We start from the raw sequence: 20,250 nt of genomic DNA, 5'->3' as shown, positions 1-20,250 counted from the left end.
CTCTGTTTACGCGCCGACCGAAGAATCGTTTGGACTAAAGCGGAACCGTACCGTCCGGTTCTTCGCTGACTTCAAAAGGAATGATCTTTCCGATCGTCACGTAAGCATAATAGCGTGCAAGGACCGCACGCCAACGCGTTGCATCGATACCCGTCAAATCTTCACCTAACGGGGAACCGTCGAACGTCTCGAACTGTTGGCAAAAGAACGCTTCCTCTTCTTCATGCCACGTTACTTCTTCGCCGATGAACCCAGTCGAAAAGCGGACGAAGTCCGCAATCGAGGGTCCAATCACTTCTGCCGGCAAGCGTTCGCTCATCCGTCCGACCAGTTCATACCGGTCACGTTGTGCTTGTTCCGCTTCTTCAATCGAATGACACAGCAGCACTTCACGATTTATTTCTACTAACACGACATAGTCACCACTCGGTAAATTGACGTGAATCATCCCTACACCCCTTGGATTGGATTCGTGCGGCTTCTAGGTGTCATTTTTTCTTCGATAATTTATAATGTCCATTTTCGATCAAATGTTAATTCAATCGGCTCGTTATCTTTCGACTTTAACATAACGACCCGTGTCGTTTCAATTTGATCGACGAGATCCGCTTGACGAAGAGACTGAATTTCCTTCGATGAACCGGCTTCAATCCGGTCTCTGTACGGGGCAAGCAACTCTTGTTGATTGCTTGCGAGTGCGTACCAGGCAAGACGAGCGAACGGTTCATCCTTTGCTGTCTCGAGCGCATAGCTCTCGAAGATATCTGGAAGATAACTGCTAAATTGATCGAGCGCGTCAATCCGTTCTGCGACATCTAAAATCGTCAACCAGCTCGGGAGTGACAGTAAGGATTCACTTGACCACCAGTCGAGTAAATCAACATGTTCTTTAAGTAATTGCTGCGCTTCTGGTCGATCGATCATATGTTGTAGGGTCTGGATGAGTTCGTTCCAAGCAAGTGACCAGTATTCCTCAGATGGATTAGCTGAGAGGAAGAATTGACGATACACCGTCAGTAGTTCCGAAACGTCCGTTAATGGTTCGACTTCCAATCGTTGATTAAAACGACTAACTGCTTTTGTAAAATAACTTGGTTCAAGAGTCAATGCCATATAGAGTAATTTCGGTGCATTTTTAATTTCGCCTTGATCGACCGTCTCAAATAATTCTTGGATCCATTCTGGTTGTGGTTGTGTCATAATCCTTTTCCTCCGTCTAGTAAATTTGTTTACTATACCCGAAAAAAGATTAGTTGAATCATGCCCGACCTAAATTGCTCCGATTCGTTGGGCGGTTTCCTCCGAACATAAGACGATCAGCGTTCCATTTTTCGGAATCGTTTCGTCGAGACGTTGGTTCAAATCCAGCCGCTTCCCGTCGGATAGAATCGTCACTCCTTCTTCCAGCAAGGCGTGAAACGCATCGCGGTATGTCGCCCATTCCGGTCGTGTCGGAATCGAGAACATTCCCTCACCATCCTTCGTCAATAAGTTCGTCACGACTTTCGTTACGCCAGGATGATGGGACGCGAGGATCGCCATCCGGGCAATCGTCTCGTCACCGAGCAATACCTCATCAACCTTGACCTGTTCAAAGCTGTCGAGGTGTTCTTCGAGCATCATCTCGACGATCGTGTAAATGTTCGGATTCGCCCGTTCGATGCTTGAAGCGATCAACAGTGTTCGTCCGTCAGCATGGACCGGCGGAATCGAATGATCCGCAAGGACGATCGCGCGGACCGCCTTTTCGATGTGAGCTCGCTCGAGCGTCGACGTCAGTGCCGGATCACCACAGACGTAATGGAATCGGGGATGACTGAATGGCTCTCGCTCTAGGTCGTCGACGAGGACGACATCCGTATGTTCAAGCAATGACTCGATGACGTGCTTCGAACGCCGACTGTAACCGAAGACGACCGTATGTCCTGTTTCCTTCACTTGTAACAACCCTCTTTCCTTTTGATTACGAATCAACTGGACACCGTCGACCAGTTTTGAGATCAATCCACCGACGATCCCGATCCCGAAGATGAACACGAAGATCGTCAGAATCCGACCGGTATCCGAGTTCGGGAAGAAGTCACCGTATCCGACCGTGACGACGGTCGTCATCGTCCAGTAGACGGCGCGGAAGTAGGACCCGAACGTCTCCGGCTCAAGAGCATACATGATGCCCGCGACACCGAAGACGAAGATCAACGATGCATATCCGAGCGTCCGCATCCGTAGAAACGAGACTTTTCGTAAAAAACGTAACCAGACCATGTTTTTTTCATTCCTTTCGAACAATCCGGTCTCTTCCCCTGTCAATAAGGGCGAAGGAGGTGATACACATGACACAAGCAGAAGAGATCAAGACGAGTCTCGTCATCGTCTTCGAGCGTAAGGACAAGGTGACAGCGAACGGTGATGCCGTCGTCGCTCGCCGCCGCTACAACGGCTTACGTTCGAATCTTCCAGCAGACGTCGTCGCTTCGATCGGGCAATCGATCGGCAGCTTACTCGACGGACGTTACGCGCTGACGGAAATCAGCCGTGACTACGCTTTACTGAAGGCATGACCCATCCTCTACATTTCACGAAAGGAGTGACCATTGATGGAACATACGATCGTCCTGACGTTCGATACGGTGACGAAAAAGCCGTATCGCTTACGGATCGCTGGTGCGAAGGAGAATGCGACCGTGGCTGAGATCAAAGCAATCGGTGACTTGTTCGTCGCCCATGACCCGTTCATGAACGGTGTCACACGTCTCGCGTCCGCTGAATTGCAAAACAGTTCGGAATCGGCATTCGTCTTGTAAGCTTTTTCAGACCATCGTCACGGGATTACGTGACGATGGCTTTTTTTTGGTATACTAGAAACATCAACCAGCTGAAAGGAAGTCAATTTATGGCCAAACGCCCACTCACTCCTCGCGAATGCGAACTCGTCGTCTGTAGTCTCTACGTAATGGAACTCATCCCGTTCGAAGGCATCATGGAACGTCTCGAATCCATTACGCTCCGAGACATCATCGGCCCCGTCGCACGTGGCGAATCGACGCGGGAGCAAGCTGCTGACGCGCTTGACCAGTACATCAAGGTTCGACGTCGCCGGTTCCGTAACGTTCCACCAGAGCATCTCTGGTCGCTTGACGACCGGATTGAACAGGAAGCACTGCGGATGATCCGCAAGCGCTCGCCACTCTCGGCAGGAGAAAAGCTTCAGCCGAAAGCCATTCCCCATGAAATGGGGGATACGGTCGAGATGAAAGTGACTGAAATCCAAGATCGCAACAATAAAGTGACCTTGATCGGGAAAGTCGGTAATGTCACGGCGAAGCTCCCGGTCGCGAACCGTCAAGCCTATAAAGGCAATAAGACGATCTCCGCTTGGATCACGGGTGTCGAAAAGAAACCCGCCTTACTTCATCTGTCGACATCTGATTACGGCAAACACCAACCGTCGGAAGACGTCAAGGCAGCATATGCGACTGCTGTCGCAGCGTTACGTCTTTATTTCGAGACGAACGAACTCCCGACGACCGAAGAAGTCGATCTCGCGAAATCATTGTTCCAACGGATGATCCGTCGCGATCAGAACGATTGGTTCACGGTATACGTCGCGATGGGTCGCCCGCAACTCGATCACGTCCGGCGCTGGGTCAAGGTCATTCAGATGCTCGCCCGCTCCCTGCGTGGGGACGAAGAAGCGACACAACAACTCGCTTCGCAGGAAGATCGCTTCTTCAAGGATGCTTTATTGCGTGCCTGTAAAGCGGCAGAGAAAAACTTCACGTCTTGATGCTTTCGCCTTAGGACACATCGATTCCTAGTCAAAACGAAAAAAAGAACGCTTCGCACCGGACAACTTTTTCCGGTGCGAAGCGTTTTTTTAGGCAGACTGACGCGAGACAAGCTTGTAACAACCCCAGCCGAACAAGAAGATCGTCGTGATACTACTGGCGATGACGACTACTGGTAAAGTAATGGGTTGCCCAAACACCGGTACAGCTAGGTAATCCTTAAACAACACGAACACCATCAATGACTGTCCTTGTGTCAGGAGGAGAAGTGAGCGAATCGTTTCGCTCGCCATGATGCCTCCAAAGAACTTTTCAAGCACGAACGGACTAATCAGCCAGATCGATGCGAGTATCAGAACAGCAAGGACCTGCCGGACGAGTAACGAGAAAAACGTGAACGTCATGACTAACGAGATGCCGACCAGCCACTGCATCAAGATAGCGAGCAGATACAGTTGCCCGGATGTCAACGGGTATGGAGAATCATGATAGTTAAACTGAATCGGTAACTCCCAGCCGCTTGACTGACGGAAAAATAAGAGCCACTGCACGATATTGTAAACGAGGATGATGCCAGTGACGAGCAGGATCGAGAGTGTTAATTTTGCCGTCAGGACGTCTTTGCGACCATGCTTTGAACTATAGAGCAGTTGCAACATCCCGGTCTGCGCTTCGCGCGAGTAACTCGTCGCGGTTACTAACGTCAAGACGATCGCCAGCAACGCAAATCCTCCGACACCGAGAAACACGATGAATTGATCAAGCGTCCGGTAGTTGCCAACGTGTTGATAATCGATTTTCGCAAGCAACGACGCTTCTTGTTCGAGTTTTCGTTTTTTGATGTCAGATGTCGCTGAGCGCGCTTCTTGACGCAATTCGTCGACACGTTGCGATTGCGACTGATGCCGGCCGTCTGCCTTCAGAATCTGCAAATAAATGTCGTGTTCACGCTGTTCTGCTTTCGTGATCCCATTCTTCGTTACACGCTTTTCTCCTTCTGTTGCCAGTTGCACGAAGTCCCTCGTCAATTTCCCTTCGAACGGTGCATTCGTCCGTTCCGTTCCAGGCAAGCCCATCCGACTAAACGAAAAAATCAGACCGACGATAAACACAAGGCACAGCAGAACCCACACCATCTTTTGTTGCTTTACCTTTTGCCATTCCACCTTCAATAAGTCGCGGCTCATGTCAGCTCCCTCCTTTTGACAGATCGCATCATGAATACGTAAAGGGTGACGATCAGTACAATCCAAACGAGCATCACAAAAATCGGTAAGACGAACGGTATATCTGTCTGGAACAGTTCACGCGTCAGCACGCCGCGGCTTGGGAAAAAGAAGATCAGCACTTGCACGAAATCTGGGAAGAACACGTCCGGAATGACGTAACCATACGTCAATGGTAAGCCGATCAAAACCATTACGTAAATGAAGGCGTGACTGTACTGTTTCGCGAATAACGAGGCACATAAAATAGCTGTCGCTAGCGTCACAAAGGCTAGTTCCTGATAAATGAACGTACACAGTACATATCCACCAATCGATAATGGATACGGCGCTGCAGTTAGTCCGTCCATCGCTTGCATCGGTGCCGACCAATCGATCGGTCCGAGTTGATAACGGACGACTAAGATCGTCGCAAGATACGTTAATACGTGGATGATCGTCACGTACATAACGGCAGCCATCCATTTCGCACGTAATAAGAGATGTCGTCCATTCCGCGACGTCAACTGGTACTGTTCGACTCCGGTCATGCGTTCACGTGTATAACTGATCGTCACGAGTAGGAGTCCGATCAACGGGAACAGGAGTCCGGATTGATTGACGAACGTCGCTACGATTTCCGCCGGATCGTGATAGCGAATCGATGCGACGTTGATACGATTGACGAGCTTTTGCTCGAACGTATCGCTTTTTAAAACGTCGAGGCGTTGCTGCCGTTGAATTTGCGCTTCTTCCATATGTAAGATTTGAGCATAGATTTCATTCTTGTAAAATATGTCGTCTTCTAACATTCGTGTATCTGGATCATTGATGATGTTGCGATCTGTCTCAATCATCTTAAAGACGTCTTTCGTTGCTGGTCCTTCGAACGAAGAATAGCGGGACTTGACGACATGATCAATCGGTTCCACTAATGTCGGTAAGAAAAAGATTCCCGTTCCGATCAACAGCAACCAGACGATTAGCGATTTATATAATTTATATGATTCGAATCGTAACATCGACATCACGCGCCACGCATCCGTTCATCTAAGTGATAAAGGTATAAATCTTCTAGTTGCGACTCTTCCTGAACCGCATCTGGATGCGGTCGATCGGATGAGATGATCCGGACGCGGTTTTTACCAGACCGTGTTTGTTGAATCGCACCCATTTGGTACGTCTCCTGCAAGACGAGTAATGTCTCGTCCGATACATCGACGGACCAGATCGAGGTCGCGATCTCATCGAGCAAGGTATAAGGATTAGCTTGGCGGATGATCTTCCCTTGCTGCATCAGGATGATTTCCTTTGCGATCGACCCGACGTCCGAGACGATATGTGTCGACAGTAAGACGATTCGTTTTCGCGCAATCGTCGCGATGACGTTCCGAAAATGAATCCGTTCTTTTGGATCAAGCCCTGCCGTCGGTTCATCGATGATCAGAAAGTCCGGGTCGTTCAACAGTAGTTGCGCGATACCGATCCGTCGCTTCATTCCACCTGAGAAGCGGCGTAGTTTCTGATTTTTTTGTTCTAGCAAATTCACATCGATCAAGGCTTGTTCAACGCGAGAGGTGATGTCGGATTTAGGAACGCCCTTGACCGTTGCCAAGTACGTTAAAAACTGTGTTGCCGTGAAATCACCGTAAAGCGGTGTCTCCTGCGGCAAATACCCGATTCGTTCGCGGTACGTTTCTTCTAGTGGTGAGACGACGTGACCGTCGACTCGAATCACCCCTTGCGATGGACGTAACAGTTCAGCGAGAATCTTCATCAACGTCGTCTTCCCTGCTCCATTTTCACCGAACAAGGCATACACTCCGGCTTCCAGTGTCAACGTGATCTCCTGCAACGCTTGTTTTCGATTCGGATAGATTTTTGATAACTGTTCGATTTCTAGTTTCATATCATTCTGTCCTTTCAAAAAGACGTCATCCGGTTTCGGTATGACGTCTCCATTTCATTGAATCGCAAAATCATAGATATGTGTTCCTTTTTTATGATTCGCATCCTTGATTTCACCTTGATACATCAGTTGTTCATTCTTCAGATCGATCACGGACACTTGGAATCCAGCGTTCGTCTCTGATGAGAGATAGAGCTGCATCTCGTCCGTCGAATCCAACCAATCGATCTTTTTCAAAACAAGCGGACTGCTTACGCTATGCTCGGATAATCGTTTCGTTTCCAAGTCGAACATCGACCATTCGATTCGTTTCGTCTCTCCTTCCGGCAGGCGGAAGCCAATTAGATAACGACCGTTCGCATAGGGGGTATAACCGATTTGTTGCTGATTTAACTCCTTGATGGACCGAACGACCTTCCCGTCATCGAGAAAATAAGATAGTTTTGTGTTCTCTTCATCGCTGTCAGACGGTTGTTCCGTGTAGACGACCTCATTTTGATGAATCGCTAAAAATTGACGAGCGTTTTTAGGCGCTACTGGTTTTTGAAGAACGATCTCTTCGACCCGGTCGCTTGTTAAATCGAGCACAAGTAGTTTTGTTTCCTTTGGCTGATCGACTCGATCGAGTTGGATATAAACCTTCATCGCCTGTTTATCGACGACACTGGCTTGTAAGTCCCTCCCTGTCTCAAGTTTTGTATCAAACTGAAATGTCTTCTCGAACATTTTCTCTGTCTTGAACGTAAACATCTTAAATTGCAGTTTATTGTGTTTAATCTGAATCGCATATTCCGATTGCCCACTCCCACTGACATTTGTTTCCATTTGTGTCGTGAACTCATAATATTTGTCTGGTAAATCCGTCATGCTATCTTCACGGAAAAGTTGTCCGACGTAAGAGTTTGACTGTTTTTCAATGGCTCCCTTAGCATCGACATCATAAACCGTCGAACGCATGCCTTTCGTCTGAAGACGTAGATTAAAATTTTCTACTTGCGAAGGTTTTCCACTGACGGTCTCGAGCGACAAGTCTGCGCCTTGGATCGATAGCGTATAGCCGATGTAGCTCCCGATTGTCATGAGAATGATCAATCCATAGATCAAAAGTTGACGATATCGTTTCATGAGATTTCTCCTTTATACGGATAGGCGCGTCTGGACTAACCGCAGATTTTTGTATGACACATATAACGTTAAGAGCACGACGTATCCGAAATAAAATTGCATATGCAGCTGACTCAGGTTGCTCGAAATAGCTGACAAGGCTACGCCTAAAACGATATAACCGCCAATCAGCGCAACCCCGTGTAATCCGACGAGCAAGAACGCTTTTCCTCTTCGAAACGACCGCTCAAGTAATACTGTCATGAAGACGAACGAGATGACGATGAATGTCATTAGTAAAATGAATAAAATGTCAGTTGGGTACATCGTATAGAACAACTTCATGTAGAAGGAGTATTCGTTGATGCTGGCTGTGACCTGTTGAGCATCTGGCAATAGCCATAAGTAAAGATTACGACTAAGCAACAACAACACCCACTGAATTCCGATCAGACTAGCGACGACGAGAAGAACGGCCGTCAGTTTTGATGCAATAATCGCCCGGCGTGAACCAGGTAACAATAGCAATCTGTAAATGTACTTCGTCTCGCCCATCCAGTCGCGATACCAAATCCAGAACGCGAACAAGAGAATCATCCCCATCGCTAAAACAATGATTGAATCGTAAAAATCCGTTGCCTGTGCGAATGTCAACGCACCACCTACTTGTGCAATTGCGTCCATTTCTGAAATCTGATCGATACGCATCGTTTTCTCGATCGTGCTTTGATAATCGTAAATCTGATAGAGCAGTGACGCGATTTCCGCGACGATCAATCCTGAAATCAAGAACACCAGTAGTTTCGTACTCCGTTTCAGTTCTTCATTTGTTAATAACAACCAGCGTTTCATCCTTGATATACCTCCCGCATCCGGTCTTGGACCGATTGATGATGACGGCCACGTAACTCATCCGTCTCTTTGACTTCGACGATCTTCCCGTCCCGTAAGAATAACACTCGGTCAATCACCTGCTCGACCTCAGCAATTTCGTGAGTCGTCATCAGGATGCTCCGTCCTTCCATGAACTCACTTGAGAAAATCCAAGCGATCTGTTCCTTCATGAAGAGATCGATTCCCGCGAGCGGTTCGTCGAGTAATATGTACGGTCGATCGAGGGCGAATCCTAAGACGAGATTAAACTTCGCCTTATTCCCTTTTGATAAGTTCGCCATTTTATCCGTCGTAAACAGCTGGAACGTCTGCAGCAATCGTTCTGCTGTCTCTTGATTCCAGTCTGGATAATGATCCGCCATATACGCGAGCGCTTGTCCGATCGTCATGTAGCTCGGCATCGTCTGGAGATCAGGCACGAACGCGATCTGGTCGCGCGATGTTTTGCCGTCGACCGTCACCGTCCCGGCATCTACCGGAATCAGATCGAGAATTGCTTTTAAAATCGTCGACTTCCCCTCCCCGTTCAAGCCGATCAGACACGTCACTTCGTTTAGACCGACAGAGAACGTCACGTCACGTAAGACCTGCTTTTTTCGTCCATATCGTTTTTGTAGCCCCTTCACTTCAAGCACTAGACTTTCCTCCTTCATTATCACCATTGTATTAAGACAATAGTACATCTGTTAACTGTATGGTACATGCCATACAGTCTGTCGTCAACCTGTTTTTCCCTGAATATATCCAGAAAATGAAAAAGAGTCGGACAATCATGTCCGACTCCGCGAGTCTTTCGACTTCGTTTCTATCTGGAAGAAAGAAACGCGATTTGTTCACTCGAAATCGCTTCCTAGGGAAAAACAAACAGGAGCGACCCTGCAACGAAGTAAAGCGGCGCGATGCTTGTCCCAGGAAAACGATTCGAGATGAACAAAAAAGTGCACGTTATCCTCATGACATCTGACTCTTTCGATTCGTTGATCAAAAAAAGAGAGGACGCCCTAATGGACGTCCCCTCTGAACACGTGACTGGTGTTTCAATAAATATTAATCGTTGACTCCAGTGCCCGGCATGTCCGACGCACGGTCGGTAAGAAGTCGGTCCGTTTTGCGACACCGCCTTCAATCTGGACATGCTGAATGCCTTTCGTCCGCTGCATCGCTGTTAAGACGGTGACCAGCTCGATGAACCAATTCGAAATCAGTTCGACGACCTGTTCGTCAAAAGCGGCAGCGCCATACACATCATACCCGTTCTCGCAGAGATGGTTCGGGAAGCGGGCTTTGAACCGATGAATCAAAGTGTCCGTCGTCGGAATCAAAAATTCGTCGTAGACAACACGTTGCTCGGCATCAAGCGTTTGTTCTGTCACACCATCCATCATCAAATGTGGCTGATTGCCGATATTCAATGTCCAACTCGTCTTCTTTCGCTCGCCAGTGGAAGTGATCGTTCGCATGGTTTCATCCATCTCCTTTTGATGTGTAAGCGTTTACCTTCTCATTCTACCTGTCATTTGACCTGTTCTGCAACCGTCAACTTGACCAATTTAAACGATAACTTCGCTTGACATTTAGTCTACCAAATTCAACGCTTTTTGACGATGTCAGGAATTAACATCGCCCTTGTAGATGTAGACGGCAACGAGGTCGATCAAGACATGGATGATGATCAGCGGCCAGAGTGTCTCAAGTGCTAGGTATAAGTAGCCGAACCCCGCTCCGATCAGACCTGTGACGAGGATCGCAAACCACCCTTGATAGCGATGGGCGACCCCGAAGAGGATGGCACCGATCCAGACGAAGCTGACGTCAGAAAACGGTAAAAATAATCCGAGCGTATGAAACAGAAATCCGCGATAGATCAATTCTTCCGTCACACCTGCCATCAGCGCGACCATTTGGAATCCGGTCCGCTCCTTTTTCGTTCGCGGCAGAATCAGTCGTTCCGCCTCACTTTGATAGAGCGGTAGCAGACGTTTGCGAAACGCTGGAACGGTCGCCGTCAAAAGCAAGACGATGCAAAGAAAAACGATCAGTCCAATCGTCGCGTACCAGACCGGACCTCTTGGGACAAAAAACGTTAAGCCGATTTCCGGCAATAGCGTACCGCTAATTAGCGTTCCGCCGACGAGCAACAGACATAAAATCCCGCTCGACTGGACCATCGAGGGATAAAACTCCTTGCGGGGAACGATTGTCAAATCAACCGGACGGACCGCTGCGATGATCGAAAGGACGACGAGCAATCCGAGTAAAAAACCATTTACGAAGAGATACATGACTTCGACTCCTTTTTTGATTCCACACTCCCGTCACAGAAAGTGCTATTAGACCCTACTAAAATATGATACCATTCAGTGGAATCCTATACAGAGGAGAGAACAACATGCGAAAAGTTTTTCGAATCAGCATCTTGTTCGTACTGTTCGCCCTCATCGTCAGTAGCTTCATCTACTGGCAAAATCGGGAACGTGTTCAAAATGAAATGTATCGTACGTATTATGGACAGCATGGCGTACCTGCCGAGAACATCGACATCTACGAACAAGCCGCGGCACGTTACGGCATCGACTGGAAGCTACTCGCCTCCATCCATCGCGTCGAGACGATCTTCTCAAACTCGTCAGCGATGCAATCGTCCGTTGGCGCCATCGGTCCTTTCCAATTCATGCCGAAAACATGGGTCGGTTGGGGATACGAAGGTGGCACGTCGCTCGGTGACATCGAGCATGACGGCATCGACGTGACGGATCCGGAAGCCATCAAGAAATATGGTGGTCTTGGAGTCGACGCGGACGGCGACGGGAAAGCCGATCCGACGAGTCTCGTCGACAGCGCCCACACGGCGGCGAAATACCTGAACCAACACGATGTCGCAGAGACATCCGACCGAGACACGCTCGCGACAGCACTGTTTGAATACAATCGCAGTGAACAATATGTTTCTGACGTGCTCGCCCAATATGATCGTTACCAACAACATGTCGAGGCGATCGATGCGAACGACCTCGACCTCAAGAAGAAGACACTCGCATTCTTCCTTCGCATCAGCTCACGTTTGACCAATTAAAAGGAGGCACCACCCATGACACCAGCCGATTCTTCCGAACTCTTGATTGAGGAATCGTCGATCCGCGTCCAGACGACGTTTGATCGAGACAAGACGAAACGCTATTTACGCAGCTATATCTTTGACGACATCGCAGAAGGAACGCACGTCGCCGCTTTAATCTACACACCACGGACGACGGACGCCTTTCTCTCTGGAACGACGACACAACGTGCGTACAATTTGATGAAGAAGTATGTCAGTGACCCCGTCAAACAATATGACATCATCAGTTTGATGCCGGACCTGCTCGTCAGCGAGGATCTGCCGTTCGCGCAAGCGAGCTTCGATGAGACGAACTATGAGTTCGTCGCGAAGACACTTGCTGAAGTCAAAGCAAAAAATGGCGTCGTCCTCTGTGGCTGGGGATCGCCTGGTCGCCTGATGCACCACCTGCCGGCATATGAGGAACTGTTTGATCAGTATGCCGACATCCTCTATTGCTCCGGCATCACGAACAAAGGTGAACCGAACCATCTGCGCTTGACGATGGACGATAGCCCGATGATTACGTACAACGACATGAAACAAAAAGCGAAAAAATTGCGTCGTAAATGACACAATAGACCCTTCCATAACGGAAAGGGTCTTTTTTTGAAACATTTTCCATCAGCTTCGCGTATAATCAAGGTCTACATATTACATAGCAAGGAAGGTCATACGATGCCATTTTGGGATGAAGAATTACAGGAAGAAACGATGATTTCAGTCAAAGAAACAGACATTAAACGAATCGAGCAAGCCGTCAACGGTCGACTCCCCGTCCGTTACCTCGAACAAATCCAGGAACAAAACGGCGGTGCTCCGGAAGCCATGGCCGTGATGGTCGAGTTTGAGAATACATGGTCGGACGAAGAAACTGGATTGCATCTCCCACTCCGCTCCATGTCGTCATTGACATTCGAACGGTATCTAGACGAATTGTCGATCCTCCGGGAATGGGACGTCGAGGGAAACGTCATGATGTTCGCGGAAGGCGAAGGTAGCTATTTTTGGTACTTCCATTTCTCGGAAACTGCCGAGCCAACTGTCTGGTGCCTCGATATTTCTGTCGCAGAAACACATTTTGTCGCAACGACCTATGACGAATGGTTAACGAAGCTGAGTAGCGATGTTCCGGAAGTCGTCATGCCAGATGTCGTATTTCTGACGTTACCTGAAATCAAGGACATTCTCCGTGGAGATGACGAGAATGAAAAACTCCTCGCCTACTCCCACTGGATGATTCTCGATGAAGAACAGGAAGAACTGATCGAAGCGTTCATGACACTGATCGAACGAAACGATCAGCCTGATTTCCTTGACTCGTATGCGTATTACCTCATGGAAGTCTTGACGAACAACCCGGAGTTATTAGAACAGAAACGAGATGACGTCACGACCTTGATCCTCAGTAAAGGTGACGATCTCGATGCAGAAGACTTACTATCTTGGATGGATGAAGAGGTAGACGAAAAGTTCTGACCTCAATCAAAAAGCCAGTATTCCTCGTCCATTCGGATGACGAATACTGGCTTTTTCGCATGCCTATCCAATCGTTTAAGACAACATCAACTCAAGCAGACAGTCGACGAGATCCTTCTCGAGTTCGAGTGCTTGCAATTGGTGCATCATGTTGACCGGGTCGAGTTTTTGTGACAATAGACGGTACAAACGATCTTTCAGGTCATAGCTGATTTCCGCTTGGTCGAGGAATGCATACAACCGGTCCATCTTGTTCTCGTTCGTCGAGATCTCGACTTGGAGTGACAACGTGATCGTATCCGTCACTTCACCGAGTTCGACACGAAGGGACTGCGTCGCATGATCATAGACGCCGGTGACACTCTCTCCGTCGCGCTGAACGTATCCTTCACGGACTCCACGTAAGATCAATGTAATCGAGCGGTTTTCAGGTAGCAAGTCACGGTGTCCGGTTGGTGCCGCGATCGTCAGCTCACGTGCTTCCCAGTCGAGCGCAAACGTCGTCTCGACGTTGACACCATCGCGGTGCGCGACACCTGTACTGTCATCTTCAAACAACGTAAAGCGGTTCGATGCTCCCGGGAAGACGACGACTTCGAGATCCTCTGGATTATGCAGGGCATTCGACTGTTCGAGATGACGACCGAGTGGCACGATCGCACCGGCTTTTGCAAGTACGCCTTGGTCTTCGAGATAACGGAACAGACGGATTTGTTTGCCGCCACGGTATCGATGCCCGTTGAAGAAATCGAACCATTCGCCTTCCGGCAACCAAGCGGTTGTCGCCGTCATGTGCAGTTTCCGATGCATCGGTGTGACCATCGGTGCGACAATCAGTTCTGTTCCGAAGTAGAACTGGTTCGGGACGTTATACGCTTGATCGTCTTCCGGATGTTCATAATACATCGGTGAGACGAGTGGCAAACCGTCAAAGTGATTGCGGGCATTCATCGTGTAGATATACGGTACGAGCTGGTGCCGGAGCTGCAGGTACTTCTTCATGACGTTCGCCGCATCGGTCGAATAACGCCATGGTTCTTTCCCGTTAAAGATGCTCATCGTACTGTGCAGGCGCATGATTGGACTGAAGACGCCATACTGAAGCCAACGCGTCGATAACTCGTCATCCTTTTCCCCACGCTGGTGTCCCCCAATATCATGGCTCCACCATCCGTAGCCAATGTTTGACGCCGTCGCCGTGAAATACGGCTGGAATTGGAGCGATGCCCACGAGATGATCGTATCGCCCGAGAAACCAACCGGATAACGATGACTTCCGGGTCCCGCGTAACGTGAGAAGATCAGTGGTCGATTGCCATCGCGGGCGATATCAAGTGCGTGGTAATGATTGAGCATCCAAAGTGGATCAAGCCCCTTCATCTTCGAGTTCGCACCCTGTTGCCAGTCGATCCACCAGAAGTCAACGCCATCTGCCTCGTGCGGATGATGCAGCTTCGTGAAGTAGTTCTCGATGAACGTCCGGTCCGAGAAATCGAATGGGATTCGGACATCCGATTCGGGATCGACGCCCATCGCGACCGCCATCGCCTCGTATGCTTCTTCAAACCCACGCACACCGTCCGCCGGGTGCAAGTTGAGCGTGACCATCCGGTCGTCATCCTTCAACCATTGTAAGAATCCGCGTGGATCCGGGAATAGATCACGGTTCCACGTATAGCCCGTCCAGCCACTTCCGTAGCGTTCTGGGATATCGGTGACGTGCCAGTCCATATCGATGACACTGACCGAGAACGGAATGTCTTCCGTCTTGAAGCGCGTCATCAAATCCTTGTATTCCTTCTCACTATAACGCCAGTAACGACTCCACCAGTTACCGAGCACTTGACGCGGTAACATCGGTGTCGGTCCTGTCAGGTGGTAGAAGTCACGCAATGCCTGTTTGTAGTCGTGACCGTATCCGAAATAATAAATGTCATGTGTACCAGAGCGACGCGGTTCGACGAAGTGGTCCTCCGTCAGGACGAACGCGTTCGAATCGTCGATCGCTGCGTAACCTTGTCGGGAGACGATTCCTTCTTCGAGTGGAATGACACCGTCCGCATGATCAAGCGTCCGTGCCGTTCCTTTTAACGTCCGGAGCGGTCCGCCGAACGTATAGCGGCTGTAGTAGGTACTGAAGTTCCCTAAAACATCGATATAAAGTGTGTTCGCAGCGAACGCTCCCTTCGTATAATGCAGATGGACGTGCTCGGTGATGATTTGCAATTCTTCCTCGTTTTCGACGATGCGGTAAGCAGGTACCGGGAAATCACGATTGAAGACCGTTTGAGTTGGTCGATCCTCGAACTGTCCGTCCGCCGCGTATTCGAGTCGAATCATCCGACTCGTCAAGACCGTGAAACGGTAGACATCTCCTTGGATGATGGCGTCTGGTCGTGCTTGTGGTTTCATGTCGCGCGTGTAGAAATGGGATTCATCAATTGTTCGCATACGGGTTCGGGACTAACGCCCCTTTCACTTCCTTCCAGGCTAAGTAGTGTGCAACCGATTACACATCTAGTGTATAAGAGTTCATGTTCCCACTTCAAGGAAGAATCAACCCAAAAATGTCCCGCACCTGAAAATCGATGCGGGACACTCGGTCATAATAAGGGTGAAATCAAACGTGAGAGTGACTCAAAAATCCGGAAGCGGAGCGGTCGTTTGACGTAATCATTCGATGATAACTGAATCGAAACGTCAAAATCAGCGATGAAGTCACGCTCGAGCTGCTCGGTGCTTTCCGTATCATATAAAAATGCCATCAGTTCATAGTTGAGAACAAAACTGCGAATGTCCATGTTTGCCGTTCCGACGGCACCGATCTTCCCGTCGACGAGAAACAACTTCGCATGGATGAAGTGACGGTTGTACGTATAAATTTTGACGCCGTCCTTTAAGAGTGGTCCGAAGTAGGAGCGGGTACCGTAATAAGACGTAAAACTATCGCCTTTCCCCGGTGTCAGGATGCGGACGTCGAGCCCGGCACGTGCTGCGAGCCGAAGCAAGGTCATCGTCTCATTGTCCGGAATCAAATACGGTGTCGCAATCCAGATGGAGCGTTGTGCCGAGATGATCGCGGCAATCAAGGCATTACGAATCGCGGGATCCTTCGAGGTCGGTCCGCTCGTGACGATTTGAATCGCTCCGTCTGACGCCACGTCATGTTTCGGGAAGTACTGATGGATCGTCTCGTCACCCGCAAACGTCTCCCATGTGTCACCCGATTCGATTTGGGCATAGATCCAGTCGTCGAGGAACGTCGCTTGTAATTCCTTGACGGCGCGTCCTTCGAGCCGTAAATGCGTATCGCGCCAAAAGCCGAACTTCTTACTCTTACCGTCGTACTCATCCCCGACGTTCAAACCACCGGTGAAGCCGACTTTTCCATCAACGACGACGATTTTCCGGTGATTGCGGAAGTTCGCTGTGAAGATGAACAAAGGACTTGAGATCGGATCATAGGCTGCGATATGTGCTCCAGCGTCGCGTAGCGGACGCAAGAAGTTCTCACCGAGCATATAGCTTCCAAGTCCGTCATACATGAACCGGACCGTCACACCGGCTTCGAGTCGCTCAATCAATGCTTCCCGGATCGCCTTGCCTGTCTCATCATTCCGATAGATGTAATACTGGATGTGGACGTGATGCTGCGCTTGACGAATCGCGTCAAGAATCGCCGGGAACGTCTTTTCCCCGTTCGTCAGAATCTCACTTGATGTATGAACGTCCACCCCGCCACCACCGAAGTTGCGAATCGTGTTCGCAAGCTTCAAGTGATTCGGTGGCAACTCACTGACGGCAAGCGACCGGACTGGACGAATTGCTTGTTTGAGCAATTTTCGTTCGTCATGCGAACGACGATTCCGGCGACGACGCCGTGGATTCCGACCGAACATCAACCAAATCACGACACCGAGAATCGGTAGGAAGATCAGGACGAGAAACCAAGCGATCGTTGATTCCGCTGTCCGGTTTTCAATGAAAATGATCATGATGACGGCGAGCGGCACGACTGTCGCTGAAATCGTTAAGACATAAAATAAATAGCCGAGTTGATATAGTCCCCAAATGATGCCCCCGGCGACTAAAAATACGAGTGCGAATTGTAAAATCCGGTTGCGCACAGACCTTCCTCCTTCAATTAACATACCTTCACTAGTATTCTTTCCCCATTTACTATGAAAATATAACAAAAAAGAGAAACCGCAGATACGGTTTCTCGAAAGATTTACCTCTTATAGAAAGTTTTCTTCGTACATCTCGCGACCAGGAATTGGATCATTCAGTGACGCCCAGTCCGTTTCATCTGCTTGGACGAGACACGCATCGAATAATGCTTCGAGCTTCTCTTCCTCCAGTCCGATTCCGATTAAGACGAGCTCGGTCCGTCGATCTTCGTCTGATGCAAAACGACCAGCGTATTCCATGTTCGACGCATATCCTGCTTGGTGGAACAACAGTGCCATCTCAGGACGGGTTGCGAGGAACAAGAAGCCTTTCGCCCGGACGACTTCTTGCGGCCAGTCTTCGATCAAGGCAAGCAAGCGCTCTGGGTGGAACGGCACGTCGCGCTTGTAGACGAACGAGCTGATCCCGTACTCTTCCGTTTCCGGAATATGTTCTTCCGCATTCAACTCACGGATCCAGCCGGCACTTGCTGCCGCTTGTTCAAAATCAAATAGATCAACGTCTAAAATCTCTGCCGGATCGACTTGAGCATATGTTGTCTCGATCAAACGAGCAACTGGATTTAATGCCTTTAGATAACCGATAACGGTATGGCGTTTTTCCGGTGTCAGGCGATCGACTTTATTCAAGACGATGATGTCTGCGAACTCAACTTGATCGACGAGTAGATCGACGACTTCGCGCACGTCTGTCTCATCGACGGCCTGTTTCCGCTCAATCAACGATTCACCAGACTCAAAGTCCTTTAGGAAACGGTATCCATCGATGACCGTGACCATCGCGTTGATTTTCGTGACTTGTGATAAGTCGATTGCACTGTCCGGATCTTCGTACGTGAAAGTCTGGGCGACCGGAATCGGTTCCGAAATACCACTCGACTCGATGACGATACCGTCAATATCTCCTTGGTCGACGAGGCGTTTGACTTCAAGCAATAAATCATCGCGTAACGTGCAGCAAATGCAGCCGTTCGAGAGTGTGACGAACGACTCTTCCGTCCGCGAGAATCCGCCTTGCTCAATCAATGCCGCGTCAATGTTGACCTCACTCATGTCGTTGACGATGATCGCGAGGCGGCGTCCTTCGCGATTATGTAGTAAATGGTTTAGTAATGTCGTTTTACCGGATCCTAAGTAACCGGATAAAACCGTGATCGATATCGGTTGCATCATCATTCATCTCCTAAAACGTAATCATTACGTTTTATAGAGTAACCGACTTTTCACCTGACGTCAATCGGAATGATTTCGATTTATTTCATTAAAAAAAGCCGACAAGCGTCGACTCAAGGAATAGACGGGGCTAACTCCAAAAGAGAATGACGCGTCTTTTCACGCCCTTTCCTTAGGCGAGACACAAGCCAGTTTTCCTGCTTCATTCAAGCAAGAAAGCGGGTCTTGTTTGTCTCTGACAGCGCATAATGCGCTTGTTCCTGTAGGAGTGGCGTGTGACGCGTCATTCTTTTTGTTATGAGATAGGGGATTATTCTGCCACCCCTATCTTTGTAGAAACTGACTTTAGAGTCAGCTCCGTCAGTGTTCCGAAGCACGAGAAAAGAAACGTTTTGTAAGCTCGGAATCGCTTCTTAGGGAAAACAAGCAGGAGCGACCCTGCAACGAAGTAAAGCAGCGCGATGCTTGTCCCAGGAAAACGATTCGAGAGAAAAATGCGCAACCTTACCGCTGAGTTTGAATCGGTAAATCCCATGTCGTCCCGATCAAATCGGTGATCCGCTCTGCTGCCTCATGCGAAAAGCCAGCGATCGTATAATGATTCGTATCCGCAATCACATGATACATCCCGTTCGGTAAACTGTCGGCGAACGCAGCGTGAGCCGCATTGATTTGTTCGGTCAATGCCGGGTTCAACCAACTTTCCGGCATACCACCTGCCCAGTTCGAAGCGGACAGGACGAGGACCGGCTGTGTCACGTCTTCGAGCAACGAAAGAATCAGCTGATTGTTCTCTTCGACCGATTGCCACTCGTCGAGTGTTCCCCGCCAATGTCCAGGCGCCGCAAAATGCCGCCACATTGGTAATTGATCGGCTTCCGGTAAGACACTGAACATCTTTTTTCCTAGACGGTCAGGAATCATCCAGGCGATCGGTCGGACGTGACTAAGGAAATAGAGGAATCGATTCCACTCCTCTTGTGTTCGTTCGTACCAGTTCGGTAATGCCGCATCGACATCCGGATGCGACGGATCGAGCAAGACGATGCCACGCGTCTCGTCTGCAAATAGGCGTCCACTTGCAAGCGAGATATAGGCTCCGAGCGAGTGACCGATGAAGACATATGGTCCTTCGACACGAAGCATCCGTAAGACGTCCGCGAGCTCATCTGCTTGATGCGAAAAAAGTCGTTTACTTTTGCCACGACTCGAACGACCGTACCCGAGACGCGAATATTCAAAGACCCGTCCCCGTTTTAACAATTCAGTCCGTAACCAGCCCCACTGGTGTCGATTCGACATCATTCCGTGATCGAGGACGAATGTGACGTCCCCACTTCCAGTCAGCCGGGTATCAAAGCGACCGGCTGATGTTTCAACGATATATTCCATACACTATCCCTACTTCCAT

21 protein-coding genes are annotated in these 20,250 nt (G+C 49.2%); 6 read left to right on the top strand and 15 right to left on the bottom strand.

The window, feature by feature from the left end:
* Nucleotides 1–34: 34 nt before the first annotated feature.
* The 3 genes from L985_RS06800 to L985_RS06790 all read right to left on the bottom strand — a co-directional run bounded on the left by L985_RS06800 (nucleotide 35) and on the right by L985_RS06790 (nucleotide 2,265).
* Nucleotides 35–448 (bottom strand): hypothetical protein, encoded by a 414-nt coding sequence (locus L985_RS06800; protein ID WP_023467922.1) that lies wholly within the window; start codon nucleotides 446–448, stop codon nucleotides 35–37.
* A 59-nt stretch (nucleotides 449–507) separates the two neighbouring features.
* Entirely contained in the window at nucleotides 508–1,200 is a 693-nt protein-coding gene (locus L985_RS06795) for a hypothetical protein (protein WP_029341394.1), read from the bottom strand.
* A 69-nt stretch (nucleotides 1,201–1,269) separates the two neighbouring features.
* Nucleotides 1,270–2,265: a potassium channel family protein gene (locus tag L985_RS06790; protein WP_231884689.1), complete on the bottom strand. Its 996-nt coding sequence runs from the start codon at nucleotides 2,263–2,265 to the stop codon at nucleotides 1,270–1,272.
* A 68-nt stretch (nucleotides 2,266–2,333) separates the two neighbouring features.
* Here L985_RS06790 and L985_RS06785 point away from each other — a divergent pair, with 68 nt between their 5' ends.
* The 3 genes from L985_RS06785 to L985_RS06775 all read left to right on the top strand — a co-directional run bounded on the left by L985_RS06785 (nucleotide 2,334) and on the right by L985_RS06775 (nucleotide 3,787).
* A complete protein-coding gene (locus L985_RS06785) occupies nucleotides 2,334–2,561 on the top strand; it encodes a DUF1659 domain-containing protein (RefSeq protein WP_023467919.1) in 228 nt (75 codons plus the stop codon).
* Between the two features lie 36 nt (nucleotides 2,562–2,597).
* Nucleotides 2,598–2,804 carry a DUF2922 family protein gene (locus tag L985_RS06780; protein WP_029341392.1) on the top strand — a complete coding sequence of 69 codons (207 nt, stop codon included), beginning with the start codon at nucleotides 2,598–2,600 and terminating at the stop codon, nucleotides 2,802–2,804.
* Between the two features lie 89 nt (nucleotides 2,805–2,893).
* Nucleotides 2,894–3,787, top strand: coding sequence for a hypothetical protein (locus L985_RS06775; protein ID WP_029341391.1), 894 nt, complete (start codon nucleotides 2,894–2,896; stop codon nucleotides 3,785–3,787).
* A 90-nt stretch (nucleotides 3,788–3,877) separates the two neighbouring features.
* On the opposite strand, the gene L985_RS06770 is transcribed toward L985_RS06775, so the two are convergent.
* The 8 genes from L985_RS06770 to L985_RS06735 all read right to left on the bottom strand — a co-directional run bounded on the left by L985_RS06770 (nucleotide 3,878) and on the right by L985_RS06735 (nucleotide 11,182).
* Nucleotides 3,878–4,975 carry an ABC transporter permease subunit gene (locus L985_RS06770; protein WP_047395941.1) on the bottom strand — a complete coding sequence of 366 codons (1,098 nt, stop codon included), beginning with the start codon at nucleotides 4,973–4,975 and terminating at the stop codon, nucleotides 3,878–3,880.
* On the bottom strand, nucleotides 4,972–6,024 hold the full coding sequence (locus L985_RS06765) for a hypothetical protein (protein WP_158513333.1): 1,053 nt from the start codon (nucleotides 6,022–6,024) through the stop codon (nucleotides 4,972–4,974). The genes L985_RS06770 and L985_RS06765 overlap by 4 nt, the downstream gene beginning before the upstream one ends.
* On the bottom strand, nucleotides 6,021–6,902 hold the full coding sequence (locus tag L985_RS06760) for an ATP-binding cassette domain-containing protein (protein WP_047395950.1): 882 nt from the start codon (nucleotides 6,900–6,902) through the stop codon (nucleotides 6,021–6,023). The genes L985_RS06765 and L985_RS06760 overlap by 4 nt, the downstream gene beginning before the upstream one ends.
* 54 nt (nucleotides 6,903–6,956) lie before the next feature.
* A complete protein-coding gene (locus tag L985_RS06755) occupies nucleotides 6,957–8,027 on the bottom strand; it encodes a hypothetical protein (protein ID WP_047395952.1) in 1,071 nt (356 codons plus the stop codon).
* A gap of 12 nt (nucleotides 8,028–8,039) precedes the next feature.
* Nucleotides 8,040–8,858, bottom strand: a complete 819-nt coding sequence (locus L985_RS06750) for a hypothetical protein (RefSeq protein ID WP_029341386.1) — start codon at nucleotides 8,856–8,858, stop codon at nucleotides 8,040–8,042.
* Entirely contained in the window at nucleotides 8,855–9,535 is a 681-nt protein-coding gene (locus tag L985_RS06745) for an ABC transporter ATP-binding protein (protein WP_047395957.1), read from the bottom strand. Before L985_RS06745 ends, L985_RS06750 begins: the two co-directional genes overlap by 4 nt.
* Nucleotides 9,536–9,937: 402 nt before the next feature.
* A complete protein-coding gene (locus L985_RS06740; protein WP_235609872.1) occupies nucleotides 9,938–10,372 on the bottom strand; it encodes a hypothetical protein in 435 nt (144 codons plus the stop codon).
* Between the two features lie 135 nt (nucleotides 10,373–10,507).
* Nucleotides 10,508–11,182 (bottom strand): CPBP family intramembrane glutamic endopeptidase, encoded by a 675-nt coding sequence (locus L985_RS06735; RefSeq protein WP_052169510.1) that lies wholly within the window; start codon nucleotides 11,180–11,182, stop codon nucleotides 10,508–10,510.
* A 107-nt stretch (nucleotides 11,183–11,289) separates the two neighbouring features.
* Between L985_RS06735 and L985_RS06730 the strand changes: the two genes are divergently transcribed.
* From L985_RS06730 to L985_RS06720, 3 genes are all read left to right on the top strand, one after another.
* Nucleotides 11,290–11,973 carry a lytic transglycosylase domain-containing protein gene (locus L985_RS06730; protein ID WP_047395963.1) on the top strand — a complete coding sequence of 228 codons (684 nt, stop codon included), beginning with the start codon at nucleotides 11,290–11,292 and terminating at the stop codon, nucleotides 11,971–11,973.
* A gap of 15 nt (nucleotides 11,974–11,988) precedes the next feature.
* Nucleotides 11,989–12,570 (top strand): DUF1643 domain-containing protein, encoded by a 582-nt coding sequence (locus tag L985_RS06725; RefSeq protein ID WP_047395966.1) that lies wholly within the window; start codon nucleotides 11,989–11,991, stop codon nucleotides 12,568–12,570.
* Nucleotides 12,571–12,675: 105 nt separating this feature from the next.
* The gene (locus tag L985_RS06720; protein WP_047395969.1) at nucleotides 12,676–13,476 is read left to right on the top strand and encodes an SMI1/KNR4 family protein; all 801 of its coding nucleotides are present in this window, start codon (nucleotides 12,676–12,678) and stop codon (nucleotides 13,474–13,476) included.
* A gap of 75 nt (nucleotides 13,477–13,551) precedes the next feature.
* Here L985_RS06720 and L985_RS06715 read toward each other — a convergent pair whose 3' ends face one another.
* The 4 genes from L985_RS06715 to L985_RS06700 all read right to left on the bottom strand — a co-directional run bounded on the left by L985_RS06715 (nucleotide 13,552) and on the right by L985_RS06700 (nucleotide 20,231).
* Nucleotides 13,552–15,927, bottom strand: a complete 2,376-nt coding sequence (locus tag L985_RS06715) for a glycoside hydrolase family 31 protein (RefSeq protein WP_047395972.1) — start codon at nucleotides 15,925–15,927, stop codon at nucleotides 13,552–13,554.
* Nucleotides 15,928–16,079: 152 nt separating this feature from the next.
* Nucleotides 16,080–17,603: a cardiolipin synthase gene (locus tag L985_RS06710; protein WP_047395976.1), complete on the bottom strand. Its 1,524-nt coding sequence runs from the start codon at nucleotides 17,601–17,603 to the stop codon at nucleotides 16,080–16,082.
* 111 nt (nucleotides 17,604–17,714) lie between these two features.
* Nucleotides 17,715–18,836, bottom strand: coding sequence for a GTP-binding protein (locus L985_RS06705; RefSeq protein ID WP_047396172.1), 1,122 nt, complete (start codon nucleotides 18,834–18,836; stop codon nucleotides 17,715–17,717).
* A gap of 507 nt (nucleotides 18,837–19,343) precedes the next feature.
* On the bottom strand, nucleotides 19,344–20,231 hold the full coding sequence (locus L985_RS06700) for an alpha/beta fold hydrolase (RefSeq protein WP_047395978.1): 888 nt from the start codon (nucleotides 20,229–20,231) through the stop codon (nucleotides 19,344–19,346).
* Nucleotides 20,232–20,250 lie beyond the last annotated feature (19 nt).

The sequence above is a fragment of the Exiguobacterium sp. ZWU0009 genome, from assembly GCF_000798935.2.
Classification (GTDB): domain Bacteria; phylum Bacillota; class Bacilli; order Exiguobacteriales; family Exiguobacteriaceae; genus Exiguobacterium_A; species Exiguobacterium_A acetylicum.
This window is presented reverse-complemented; position numbering and strand designations above follow the sequence as displayed.

Bases quoted from the DNA above. Each gene is read 5' to 3' on its own strand.
- L985_RS06800 (WP_023467922.1), bottom strand. From the start codon at position 448: ATGATTCACGTCAATTTACCGAGTGGTGACTATGTCGTGTTAGTAGAA.
- L985_RS06795 (WP_029341394.1), bottom strand. From the start codon at position 1,200: ATGACACAACCACAACCAGAATGGATCCAAGAATTATTTGAGACGGTC.
- L985_RS06790 (WP_231884689.1), bottom strand. From the start codon at position 2,265: ATGGTCTGGTTACGTTTTTTACGAAAAGTCTCGTTTCTACGGATGCGG.
- L985_RS06785 (WP_023467919.1), top strand. From the start codon at position 2,334: ATGACACAAGCAGAAGAGATCAAGACGAGTCTCGTCATCGTCTTCGAG.
- L985_RS06780 (WP_029341392.1), top strand. From the start codon at position 2,598: ATGGAACATACGATCGTCCTGACGTTCGATACGGTGACGAAAAAGCCG.
- L985_RS06775 (WP_029341391.1), top strand. From the start codon at position 2,894: ATGGCCAAACGCCCACTCACTCCTCGCGAATGCGAACTCGTCGTCTGT.
- L985_RS06770 (WP_047395941.1), bottom strand. From the start codon at position 4,975: ATGAGCCGCGACTTATTGAAGGTGGAATGGCAAAAGGTAAAGCAACAA.
- L985_RS06760 (WP_047395950.1), bottom strand. From the start codon at position 6,902: ATGAAACTAGAAATCGAACAGTTATCAAAAATCTATCCGAATCGAAAA.
- L985_RS06755 (WP_047395952.1), bottom strand. From the start codon at position 8,027: ATGAAACGATATCGTCAACTTTTGATCTATGGATTGATCATTCTCATG.
- L985_RS06750 (WP_029341386.1), bottom strand. From the start codon at position 8,858: ATGAAACGCTGGTTGTTATTAACAAATGAAGAACTGAAACGGAGTACG.
- L985_RS06740 (WP_235609872.1), bottom strand. From the start codon at position 10,372: ATGGATGAAACCATGCGAACGATCACTTCCACTGGCGAGCGAAAGAAG.
- L985_RS06735 (WP_052169510.1), bottom strand. From the start codon at position 11,182: ATGTATCTCTTCGTAAATGGTTTTTTACTCGGATTGCTCGTCGTCCTT.
- L985_RS06730 (WP_047395963.1), top strand. From the start codon at position 11,290: ATGCGAAAAGTTTTTCGAATCAGCATCTTGTTCGTACTGTTCGCCCTC.
- L985_RS06725 (WP_047395966.1), top strand. From the start codon at position 11,989: ATGACACCAGCCGATTCTTCCGAACTCTTGATTGAGGAATCGTCGATC.
- L985_RS06720 (WP_047395969.1), top strand. From the start codon at position 12,676: ATGCCATTTTGGGATGAAGAATTACAGGAAGAAACGATGATTTCAGTC.
- L985_RS06715 (WP_047395972.1), bottom strand. From the start codon at position 15,927: ATGCGAACAATTGATGAATCCCATTTCTACACGCGCGACATGAAACCA.
- L985_RS06705 (WP_047396172.1), bottom strand. From the start codon at position 18,836: ATGCAACCGATATCGATCACGGTTTTATCCGGTTACTTAGGATCCGGT.
- L985_RS06700 (WP_047395978.1), bottom strand. From the start codon at position 20,231: ATGGAATATATCGTTGAAACATCAGCCGGTCGCTTTGATACCCGGCTG.